10 protein-coding genes are annotated in these 11617 nt (G+C 42.0%); 5 read left to right on the top strand and 5 right to left on the bottom strand.

Annotation, left to right across the window (positions count from 1 at the left end):
• Positions 1-166: 166 nt before the first annotated feature.
• Both LZF95_RS26085 and LZF95_RS26080 read right to left on the bottom strand, forming a co-directional pair.
• Positions 167-2791 carry an ABC transporter permease gene (locus LZF95_RS26085; RefSeq protein ID WP_233758431.1) on the bottom strand — a complete coding sequence of 875 codons (2625 nt, stop codon included), beginning with the start codon at positions 2789-2791 and terminating at the stop codon, positions 167-169.
• Positions 2792-2794: 3 nt separating this feature from the next.
• The gene (locus tag LZF95_RS26080; protein ID WP_233758430.1) at positions 2795-3139 is read right to left on the bottom strand and encodes a PadR family transcriptional regulator; all 345 of its coding nucleotides are present in this window, start codon (positions 3137-3139) and stop codon (positions 2795-2797) included.
• A gap of 223 nt (positions 3140-3362) precedes the next feature.
• On the opposite strand from LZF95_RS26080, the gene LZF95_RS26075 reads away from it, so the two are divergent.
• Positions 3363-3881 (top strand): DinB family protein, encoded by a 519-nt coding sequence (locus LZF95_RS26075; RefSeq protein WP_233758429.1) that lies wholly within the window; start codon positions 3363-3365, stop codon positions 3879-3881.
• An 87-nt stretch (positions 3882-3968) separates the two neighbouring features.
• Here the strand turns inward: LZF95_RS26075 and LZF95_RS26070 are convergent, their stop codons facing one another.
• Positions 3969-4247 carry a hypothetical protein gene (locus LZF95_RS26070; protein WP_233758428.1) on the bottom strand — a complete coding sequence of 93 codons (279 nt, stop codon included), beginning with the start codon at positions 4245-4247 and terminating at the stop codon, positions 3969-3971.
• A 216-nt stretch (positions 4248-4463) separates the two neighbouring features.
• Here LZF95_RS26070 and LZF95_RS26065 point away from each other — a divergent pair, with 216 nt between their 5' ends.
• Both LZF95_RS26065 and LZF95_RS26060 read left to right on the top strand, forming a co-directional pair.
• Positions 4464-7157: a discoidin domain-containing protein gene (locus LZF95_RS26065; RefSeq protein WP_233758427.1), complete on the top strand. Its 2694-nt coding sequence runs from the start codon at positions 4464-4466 to the stop codon at positions 7155-7157.
• 62 nt (positions 7158-7219) lie between these two features.
• Entirely contained in the window at positions 7220-7834 is a 615-nt protein-coding gene (locus tag LZF95_RS26060; RefSeq protein ID WP_233758426.1) for a DUF4230 domain-containing protein, read from the top strand.
• Positions 7835-8024: 190 nt separating this feature from the next.
• Here LZF95_RS26060 and LZF95_RS26055 read toward each other — a convergent pair whose 3' ends face one another.
• The gene (locus LZF95_RS26055) at positions 8025-9044 is read right to left on the bottom strand and encodes an aldo/keto reductase (protein WP_233758425.1); all 1020 of its coding nucleotides are present in this window, start codon (positions 9042-9044) and stop codon (positions 8025-8027) included.
• Positions 9045-9131: 87 nt separating this feature from the next.
• Positions 9132-9737 (bottom strand): methyltransferase domain-containing protein, encoded by a 606-nt coding sequence (locus tag LZF95_RS26050; protein WP_233758424.1) that lies wholly within the window; start codon positions 9735-9737, stop codon positions 9132-9134.
• Positions 9738-10005: 268 nt separating this feature from the next.
• On the opposite strand from LZF95_RS26050, the gene LZF95_RS26045 reads away from it, so the two are divergent.
• Both LZF95_RS26045 and msrB read left to right on the top strand, forming a co-directional pair.
• The gene (locus tag LZF95_RS26045; protein ID WP_233758423.1) at positions 10006-10881 is read left to right on the top strand and encodes an aldose 1-epimerase family protein; all 876 of its coding nucleotides are present in this window, start codon (positions 10006-10008) and stop codon (positions 10879-10881) included.
• Positions 10882-10980: 99 nt separating this feature from the next.
• Positions 10981-11430: a peptide-methionine (R)-S-oxide reductase MsrB gene (msrB, locus tag LZF95_RS26040; protein WP_233758422.1), complete on the top strand. Its 450-nt coding sequence runs from the start codon at positions 10981-10983 to the stop codon at positions 11428-11430.
• Positions 11431-11617: the final 187 nt, after the last annotated feature.

Raw genomic sequence — 11617 nt, 5'->3', positions numbered from 1 at the left:
GGGAGAATCCCGATTCCTATAAAATTAAACGGTATTCAAAAAAATAGAGGCCGAAATCAGGAAATCGGCCTCTATTGAATAAAAAAGGCTGTCTTCAATTATCAAACATCAATATGAGACAGCCTCCCTATAAATTGTGCACTGCCCATTGAACATTGACAATTGTTCACTCTGTTTTCAGGCTCAGCACAGGATTGATATATGCCACCCGAAGAACCTGATATCCCACGGTCAATGCTGCGATAAGTAGTGAGGCTCCTATTGCCGTAACAAAAGTCCACATGTCCAGTTGGATTTTAAATTCAAAATCCTGAAGCCAACCATTCATAAACCACCAGCCAATCGGTGCTGCGACCAAAAATGCTATCAAAATCAGACGGATAAATTCCTGGCCAAATAGCCAGATGATATGCATCACCCCTCCTCCCATCACTTTGCGTATTCCAACCTCTTTGGTCTTCTGGGAAATCATAAAAGAAACCAACCCATAAAGCCCCATGCATCCAATAAAAACGGCAATGGCAGAAAAGAACTGAATCCCACGGAGTAGGGTGTCTTCGGCATCATAGAACTGGGCGATGTTGTCATCCAGAAATGAATATTCGAAGAGTTTGTTGGGGTATTGTTCTTCCCAGAGCTGTTGTATTTTTTCCAAGGTTGCCTTAACGGAATTCCCGTTAATCTTGATGGCGAAATTGGAGTACATTCCACTTGCAGTAGTGATAATCGTAGCAGAAATGCCCTGATGCAAAGATCTATCATGGAAATTTCTGACCACCCCCACTATAGGCCCTTTCATATTTCCTCCATTGGCATAGACCATTTCACCCAACGCCTCTTCATATGAAGTGAAACCTAAACTTTGGAGCATGGCCTCATTGACCACCATCTCCCTTACCGTATCTGAGGGTGTAAGATTTCTTCCAGCCAACAATTCCAGATCAAATGTGGGGATGTAATCAGAGTCAGCCAGTTTCATGTTGGTAAGAAAATTAACTTCTTCCGTGTCGGAACCAAATCGGATAGAATTGTTCCATGAATTACCTGATGCGGGAGCTTGATAACAGAGGGAGACTTTTTCTATACCCGGTAAACGTAAGAACTCATTTTTCAGCGCATTCATGGTTTTCAGCGAATCACCTCCCAGCGATACCATCACAATAGATTCCTTGTCAAAACCAAGCTCAGCTTGTCTGGTAAATCGCAGTTGGTTCATGATCACAATCACTCCGATGATCAATACCTGGGATATGGCAAACTGCGCCACAATCAAAGAGCGACGGGTATTAAAACCTCCCATTTGTTGCATAGAAAGTTTTCCTTTAAGCGCTTGCACGGGTTTGAAACCTGTCAAAATCAAAGCTGGATAACACCCGGCGAGAAGTGTAACCAGGATATTCAGACCAAAGATAAATAGTAGCAGTGTGCTATCGGCAAAGAAGTTGTCTGGAATACGGACGCTGAAGAAGTCATTCACATAAGGCACCAGCGCTAAAGAGGTGACAAATGCAATCAGGATACTAATCGTAGAGATAATCGCGGTTTCAAATATAAATTGCCAGAATAACTGTCCCCGGAAACTTCCCAATACCTTTCTGACTCCCACTTCTTTAGATCTTTTCAGTGCATGTGCGGTGGCAAGATTCACAAAATTCACACAAGCGGTAAGAAGCAAAAATATGCCAATGGAAGTTAGGATTCCTATATCAGACTTTTCCATTGCTCCACCATATTTTCCATTGAAGTGGATGTCTGAAAGCGCCTGCAATTTATAATGATGGACATTTTTACTCTCCGGACGAAATTGCTTCACATAGGGCTTCAATGCCTCCTCTACTTCAGCAGGACTCACTTCAGGTCTGAGCAACGTGTAGCAGTACATTCCTGAACTGATTCCTCCCCATGCATGATCACTTGCCAGCCAAGGGTTAAAATCTTTCAGGGTACTGTAAGAAACAAAAATTTCAGGCTTTATATCAGTCTTTTCCGGCAGGTCCCCCAAAACACCAGTGATGGTGAAAGGCAGAAAATTGTCATACGAAATGACCTGCCCGACAGGATCCTGCTCTCCAAAATATTTTTTTGCAAGCCTTTCGGTGATAATAGCTGTATTTGGCTCACTCAATGCCGTCTTAATAGAACCCTTTATTAAAGGGAAATTAAATATTTCGAAAAAAGCGGACTCTGTAAAAGCAAAGCCGTTAGGCTCTTTGATTAGCTGTAATGCTCCATTCCGCTCAAAAGTGATCACTGCATTGGACTCATGATACATTCGGGCGACTTGCTCTCCATAGGTGTGGTTCTCTCTTAGTACCTCCCCAAGCGGAGATGGAACACTGTTTACAAAAGATACCGTTTCCCGGTGCTGCTCCGTAACCACACGGTAGATTCTGTCCTTATTCTCATGAAAATCATCAAAACTTAAGTGATGCTTCACCAGTGCGAAAATCAAGATACAGCAGGTGACACTTAGTGCCAACCCGGCGATATTGATGAAGGTATATTCCTTGTTTCTTAAAATAGTCCTCCAGCCGATTTTGAAATAACTTCTGTACATACCATAGGGGGTTAAGTTTTGATAAGGTTTTCTTGGGCGAATAATGCCTGGGCGAAAAAGCAACAGTACATCTAGGATGAATCTCCAGTCTGCTTTACCCTTTCCCAGAGTTTTGAAATTTCGCTCATAAACTTCGATAAGATCACCTTCAATGTAATCCAGCATTCTTGGATGGCAGAACCATCGGAAGAAACGGAGGAAAAGTTTTGGTGGGGCGGGTTGTCGCTTACTCATGGTTTAAATCCCTGCAAGATTAGACTGCCAAATCGTTTTAGGGATGGCGGCCCATAGTTCATCCCGGGTATCTTTGGAATATTGGATAGCTTTTTTCCCCAAGGCGGTTATTTCAAAATACCGTCTGGGTCTGCCAGCTCTTTCCTCAGTCACCTCACCTGAAAATGATTTCAAATAGCCCTTGTCCTCCATCCTATTTAAGGCGGTGTGCAAAGCGCCCATACTTACGGTTCGCTTAAGCCGTGATTCAATTTCATCCTTGATGGCAACGCTGTAAGCAGAATTATTCAGGATGCCCACAGTGAGAATTACTATTTCTTCAAACTCACCTAACTGAAAGCTCTTCATATAAATAAAATATATTATCTAAATGTAGGATTAATATTCATGCCAAGAAAAAATGACTATCTAGGCTTCATAAAGGGGTGTTTTATGAAAACAATTGTCCATAACAGTACAGAGATGGTCGCTGACGGACTTTTTGCGAACTGGGTATCTCCATTCATTGAAAGCTTTAAATCAAATGAACAAAACCGTTGCTTGGTCATGAAATCCAACCTATTTTAAGGCAATGAAATCCCAACCTGAAGTTTGGCTAAGAGGCCCGATTCCTGAATATCCTGCTGCATTACAGCCTATAGCCCATGCTATTCTCCAAGCTCAGGAGGAGATTCATGGGTTGATGAAGGATTTTCCTTCTACTTTACTTTGGGAAAAACCTGTGGGCTTGGCTTCCCCAGCTTTTCACTTGCAGCATATAGCCGGGGTTCTGGATCGTATGGCTACTTATGCTAAAGCAGAGGCACTGAATGAAGATCAGTTCGATTACCTAAGCAATGAAGGTGTGCCAAATGCAGGACTTACTACAGAGGAGTTGTTGAAGAATTTGGATCAATACATTACTGGGTTTTTGGGATTCCTGTCACTTACTGATCCCAATACCTTAGCTGATTATAGAGGAGTGGGGAGAGCACAACTCCCATCCACTGTGGGAGGTTTATTGTTTCATGCCGCAGAGCACATGCAGCGACATTCCGGTCAGCTACTGGTTACTGTGAAGGTCTTGCAGATAAATTCAGCTTCTGGATAAGGGGTGAAAAAAACACATAATGTTCATACGGAAAAAGGCCCTTATTTTCATAAAAGCCTTTTGGTTATATGGTACTGATACTTTTTTTCACCCGGCATTTTCTTGTAGAGCTTTGAGGTTATTATCAGCATAGAATTTATCCCGGTAGGCCTGGAATTCTTCTTCAAGAGAAGTGACCAATCCCAAATTACTATCGACATTCTGCCACATATCAGGTAACTTTTTTTCCAAAAGTCCCACTCCTAAGTTAATATTATCAGCCTCTATTTTGGATATTTTTTTCAAAACGGAGGTCTGGCTATTTCTCAGATCTTCAAACTCCCTCAGGATTTTATCCATCATTTCCAATTTTTCTAATTTATCCATGGTTTGGTTTTTTTAAGGTTTATTAATGACTTGCTCCAATTAATGCGGAAACTGTACGTCCCTAGCCTTAACGGGCTAAAGAGCTATTGAGTTATAAATGGGGTTGTTCAACGAAAACAGATAAATTATTTTTTCGGTACCTCCATTGACCTTGAAAACCTATATTTTGTAAATTCTTTTGGACTATTAAAAATAAACCTATTCATATCATTTCAAATGAGAACCCTAACTATACTAGTAAGTGCATGTTGTATTTTACTGGCCGTTTTACCTAGCTGCACACCTGAAAAATCCCCTTTTGATGTCTCCCCGGCTGAAGCTATGGATCCAGCACGATTGGAGCAGCCCTACCCTTCCATCCCTATTCCGGAAGATGCGGATATGGAATCTCCCGTTTGGAAAGGAATAGACCTCAGTCCTGCTCCTCCGGTTGTTCCGGTATCAGCCAATGAGCAGTTGAAATCTTTTGTTTTGCAACCTGGATATAAATTGGAGCCAATATTGTCCGAGCCACAGATCAGGGAACCAGCGGCCATTCAGTTTGATGGAAACGGACGCATGTATGTCCTAGAACTGCGAACCTACATGCAGGATATAGACGCCAATGGAGAATTATTACCAACTTCGAGAATCTCCCGATGGGAGGATACTGACAATGATGGCGTGTATGATACCAGTGTCATATTTCTAGATAGCTTGGTATTTCCCCGCTTTGTTGTCCCATTTGGCAAAAACACAATTTTATCCATGGAATCCAATGAGGATAATGTGTATAAATATACTGATACCGATGGGGATGGAAAGGCTGATAAAAAAGAACTATTTGCTTCTGGACTAGGAAGATCTGGTAATGTAGAGCATCAAACCAGTTTCCTTACCTGGACCATGGACAATTGGATGTACAGTACTTATAATTCGAGAAGAATCCGATGGACACCCGATGGGGTCATTCAAGAACCTGCGGGAAATCCCTGGGGCCAATGGGGTGTTACACAGGATAATTATGGGCAGACCTGGTTTCAGGACGGTGCCGGAGGAGTGCCTCAGAGCTTCCAGTTTCCATTGGTTTATGGCAACTTCTCTGTAAAAGGTCAGTACAAAGATGGTTTTAGAGAACCTTTCAGTCTAGTAAAATTGGCTGATTTCCAGCCTGGGATGCGGGAAACCAAACCTGATGGTTCTCTAAACAATGTAACAGGAGCGGCTGGAAATGATGTTTTCCGTGGGGATAGATTGCCCAAAGAAATCCAAAATCAATATTTCTACGGAGAGCCTGTAGGGCGTATTGTCCGTCAGGTGAATTCAGAGAAAATTGAAGGGTTGACTTATATTCAAAATAATTACAGAGAGGCACAATCTGAATTTATCCAATCCACTGACCCGCTTTTCCGTCCAGTGGATATGGCCACAGCTCCAGACGGCACTATGTATATTGTGGATATGTACCGGGGAATAATCCAGCAGGGAAACTGGACTCAGGAAGGCAGCTACCTACGAGCTAAAATCCAACAATACCAGATGGATGATATTGTAGGGAATGGACGGATCTGGCGAGTGACTTTCGAAGGCCTAGAAAGAAACCTAGAAAAGCCAAGGATGTATGATGAGAGTTCTGCTGAGCTTGTCCGGCATCTCAGTCATCCAAATGGCTGGTGGAGGGATCAAGCACAGCAATTGATTATTCTGAATCAGGACAAATCTGTTGTAAAGGATTTGGAAAATCTCATAGCCAGCTCTGACAATGAACTTGCACGTGTCCACGCTCTCTGGACGCTGGAAGGGTTAAATTCTTTAAAATTGGAGTTAGTAAAACAACTAATGAAAGATAGCAGCCCCCACATGCGAATTCAGGCGCTTCGGGCAAGTGAAAGTCTGTACAAGTACGGTGAGAAAAGTTTGGCAGGTGATTATACTGCCATGATCAAGGATCCTTCCATCGATGTGGCTATACAAGCACTGCTCAGTGCATATATCCTTAATATTGACAATGTGGAGGATTTGATCAAGGTTACATTGCAGGAAAATCAAACAAGAGGAATGCAACTTGTAGGCAGTCAGCTACAGGAGCGGATGGAAAAGGAAAAAGTATTGACAGCTACCAAGTTCACACCAAAGGAACAAGCCTTGTTCACTAAAGGACGGACTATTTTCGACAGCTATTGCTCCACTTGTCATGGGCCGAAAGGTCTGGGATCTCCAGCTGGGGACGGACAGCTTATTGCTCCTGCTTTCTCAGGCTCACCAAGGGTAATGGGACATCCTGAATATTCTGTAAAAACACTCCTTCATGGGCTCACCGGAGCACTGGATGGCAAGGAATATGAAGGTTTAATGATTGCCATGGACTCCAATGACGACGAATGGATTGCTTCAGTGATTTCATATATACGAAATGACTTTGGCAACTCAGGAAGTTTTGTCAGCCCAGAGTATGTAGCTGAACTAAGAAATGAAACATCAGGGAGATCCGGTACCTATGAATTTGACGAGTTGATCAGCGAAATCCCGAAATCTCTTACCTATCAGGACAATTGGAAGGTAACTGCAAGTAGCACAGCTTTACAGGGCGTGGGATCTACCAAAGATCCTGCTTATGCCTTCAGCTTTAAGGGATGGAAAACCGAAGAACCCCAGAAATCCGGAGATTGGTTTCAGGTAGAATTGCCAAAGGATGTAAACTTCGCGGAGGTAGAGTTCGACTCCGGTGAAAAAGGATTTCCTGAACGTTACACCGTTTCTATTTCCAAAGATGGAAAAAGCTGGGAAAAGGTAGCTACAGGATCAGGTGTAAAAGGTATGAACACGATCAGTTGGAAAAGCGGAGATGTGAGCAGATTCTTGAAAATTGAGAGTTTGGACAATGGAAATGAAGCTTGGGCAATGAAACAGTTGGTTCTTTATGCCAGATAGTAATGGACATCTTTTTGGGGCATTTCACGTACTTCCATTCTGAACCCACCCTGTAGATTCTTATGTACAAATTTATAATTGGATTCATGGCAGCCTTACTGACCGTCGGGGGCATCTGGCTATTAGTTGATCGTAAAACTCAACAGCAAGAACTTATTGCCAATACTGCAATGATCCAACAACAGATCGAGCAGGTGGGGAAACTCATCGTGACTGAGGCACATTACTCCCAGGTATTTACTTATAAAAACTCCCAAAAACTATTTCTCAACCTGGTCAGCGCCAATAAAAAAGCAATGATCCTAGCAAAGGCCAAAGCCACGGTAGAGTATGACCTGAGGCAGATGGAAACTAAGATTGATGAAAAAAGTAAAACGGTCACAATAGTTTCTATCCCGGAACCTGTGGTAAATATCTATCCGGAATTTGAATATTATGACGTGACTCAGGATTATCTAAATCCATTTGAAGGAAAGGATTATAACGTCATCAAGAGTAGCATTACATCGCAATTCCGGAAAAAAATAGATGAATCTGATCTCAAGAAGGACGCAAATGAGCGGCTCATAAGTGAACTCCTCAATATATACATCTTAACCAAATCCATGGGCTGGACGCTGGTGTACGATGAAATGGAAATTGAGAACCAAGAGCAACTAGAAAATTTAAAGAAATAAGCTATAGTCAAATCAGATAGAAGGAATCTCGCTGAAGGATATAGGAGTATTTTAAAATTTGAAGAGAGGGGTAGTATTGCTCGTACAGGTTCAAGAATTTTAAGCCCATGTTTCTAACTCGTGAAAGTCCTTAAAAAAACAGCCTCTATTTTTAAATCCGAAATAGAGGCTGCTTCCAACTAATATTGCATTACTTTCTATAATTGGCCTGACGCTCGACCATCCAGCCTGGATATTGCATAGAAAGAGGACTGATTTTGTCAATTTTCCTCAAATCATCTTCGGTCAGCAGCAGCTGAGTGGAATCAATATTGGCATTCAATTGCTCTAGCGTCTTAGCTCCTATAATGGTACTCGTCACCCCTTTCTGCTGTCGTACCCATGCCAGTGCTACCTGAGCTATGGTGGAATCGTGGATTCTTGCCAAATCACCCATTGCATCTACCAGATCATAGGCTTTGTCTTTATCTATTGGAGGAAAATCGAAGTTGGCTCTTCTGGCCCCTGTTTCCTCCCCTGTTCTGGTAAATTTCCCGGTTAAGAAGCCACCTGCAAGTGGACTCCAAGGGAAAATAGCCAAGTCATGATCTAAGGCCATAGGTACCAATTCATGCTCTATGTCCCGGCTTACCGCCGAATAATAATACTGCAGGCCTATAAACTTGTGCCATCCTCTGTAATGGGCGATCGCCTGGGCTTTGGCCACCATCCAGGCAGGCCAGTTACAGATGGCGATATACCTTACCTTTCCTGTCTCCACTATGTCATTCAGTGAGCGGACAGTCTCTTCCAAAGAAGTCATAGGATCTACGCCGTGTACATACAATATGTCCACATAGTCCAGCTGAAGCCTTTTCAAGCTTGCATCTACTGAATTGAAAATATTGTAGCGGGAAAGCCCTGCGCTATTGGGCTTATCTTTCATCTTTGCGAGCAATTTAGTCGCAATCACTACCTCATCTCTAGCAACATTCAGATCGAGGAGACTTTGTCCTAGAAGCTGTTCAGATTGCCCAAATGAATAAACATTGGCTGTGTCTATGAAATTAATGCCCGATGCTATCACAGCCTCCATCATTTCATTGACTTCTTTCTGCTGCAGTTTGCCGATTTTTCCCCACATATCATCCTGCTGTCCACCAAAGGTCATAGTGCCAAAGCAGAGTTCGGATACTAAGAGGCCGGTATTTCCGATTGAATTGTATTTCATAAATCTGTAGTGGTTTTGGCTTTTAAAAAAGGATTTTAAGTCTCAACAGAGGTCTGTTTGAAACAGTTCTGTACCCCAAAAATATGCTTATCTTTTTTCCCAGAATTTCAACTTGCCTTTATTACTGGAACGAACTAAAGCAAAACTGTAGGGGATCTCAGCGCATTCGCCGCAGTAGGTCACTATCCGTGTATTTGGAGGGGTTTGCTCAAATTTCCGCCTAAGTAATTGGATGTGGGTTTGATGTGTGATTTCATCAAGTTCTTTAGACTTATCCACCCTGTCTTTAAAGTTGATCAACTCTTCGAAAGCATTGAAAAAATAAAACGAATCGTATTGGCTAAAATCCAGATCAAGTAGATCTGAGTGAACGAAGGTCAGGTTTTCCAGTTGAAGCCCAGCAGCTATCTTTCGTGAGAGATGGACTAAATTCTCCTGCTGCTCCACTCCTATCAGCTGAGCATCTTTACAGAGCGAAGCGGCAACAAGACAGAATTTTCCTGAGCCTGATCCCAAATCCAACACACGTAGCCTCTCGCCTTCTGTCAGGAATGAAATTGCTTTTTTTGCTACTTCGACTGGTGTCCAATGTGTACCTGAAAGCTTCTGTAGTTTTATGGGGTAAAGCTGGTCTATCCACTCATCGCTAATGGTCTGCTGGTCAAACAAAATCGGATTAGTAGAAGGCTGCATTGGAGATATGGTTCTTTTTGGCTGTAATTGATAAATCTATTTCTCAATGAGCCGATAGAAATATGCGGAAATATAAAAATTCAAATGAATAAATAGGTTCTTAATCATTTTGAAAATCAGCAAGTTGAATCATCATAAAATTATAAATCCAACCCGCATGGAAATTAAGCGTTTGTAAAAGATAATTTTTCCAAATCAATGTAGTAATACCACTGCCTGTCAGCTTTCGGAAAGTTATAGTATTTTATGCATTATTGCCTCAAAAAATATGAATGTTACCCTTCAGTCAGACGACTTACAGATAGCCATCAATCCCATCGGCATGGAACTCAGTTCTATCCGGTCCAGATCAACAAATCTTGAATACATATGGCAAGGTGACCCTGCCATATGGAAAGGACAGGCTCCTGTCCTATTTCCTATAATCGGTGCCCTTAAGGATGGTTTTGCTTATTTCGATGGCAATAAATACGAGATACCAAAGCACGGTTTTGTCCGGCATTCTGATAAGCCGAAATTGATAGGGCAAACTGAAAATTCTCTCAAATTCCGTCTAATTTGGGATAATGAGACGCTGCGGATTTATCCATTTGAATTTCAGTTGGATATTACTTTCACACTTTCAGAGAAAGTGCTGGAAGTGACCCATGAAGTAAGTAATCTGGGAAAGGAAACTATGCCTTATAGTCTTGGTGCCCATCCTGCTTTTAACTGTCCTCTTCGTATCGGGGAAACATATGAGGATTATCGCATAGAATTTCCCCAATCAGAAACAGATGCTACCTGGCTGATCGATCAGCAGGGACTGATTAAAGACCAGACCAAGCCTTTCTTGAATAACAGTACTATTATCCCTCTTTCAAAGGATTTATTTGATAATGATGCTTTGATTTTCAAACATTTAAAATCACGTGAAGCAAGCCTCTCACATCGTGAAAAAGGAGCTGTGTTGACCGTAAAGTTTGAGGATTTTGATTATTTGGGAATTTGGGCAAAACCTGCAGCTCCTTTTGTTTGCATAGAGCCATGGATGGGGATTGCTGATAGCACTACCTCTTCCCATGAGTTTATCCAGAAAGAAGGAATTTCATTTCTGGCACCCAATAGCAGCGAAACCAAAAGCTATACTATTACTGTTGCATAGGAAATTCACCACTAAGTAAACAGAACCTTTGTCGAAAAGAGCCCTTAATACACTTACGGACGCTTTGTGACAGATAAATTGGGATTAAACTACGAAAATATGCTGAACTGGAACAATATTATCAAATTCACTACTAATGGAAATCCTACACCCCCGAGGCGGGTAGAAAAACCTGATGCGGAATGGAAGGAAATTTTAAGTCCTGAAGAATATTATGTGACACGTCAAAAAGGTACTGAGCGGGCACACAGCTCGGAGCTTTGCAGCTTATTCGAACCTGGTCTATATGCCTGTAAATGCTGCGGAACCCCCTTGTTCGATTCACAGGAGAAATTTGAAAGTGGTACAGGTTGGCCGTCCTTTACGCAGCCTATAGCTGTGGAAAATGTGGCTTATCACAAAGATATCAGCTTTGGTATGATAAGGGTGGAAGCACTCTGCAATGTTTGCGATGCTCATCTTGGTCATGTGTTTCCCGATGGGCCTGCTCCCAGTGGCTTGCGGTATTGCATGAACGCAGTATCTCTAGAGAAGATCCGGGAAGAATAAGGACGCTTTCTGCTGCTACATTAGCACCTTTTGAAAAACAACTTATCCTCCTTACTTAGTAGGGAGACGTGATCCTTATAAGTTTTGACCGTGTAAAGATGAGCTTAATCCACAGCAATAATGATTTAAATAAAATGTCTATTGAATATAAGCGTTTGATTTATATGGTTTTATCTATTCTTTTTTA

Origin of the sequence: Algoriphagus sp. AGSA1, assembly GCF_021390545.1 — a bacterium.
Classification (GTDB): domain Bacteria; phylum Bacteroidota; class Bacteroidia; order Cytophagales; family Cyclobacteriaceae; genus Algoriphagus.
This window is presented reverse-complemented; position numbering and strand designations above follow the sequence as displayed.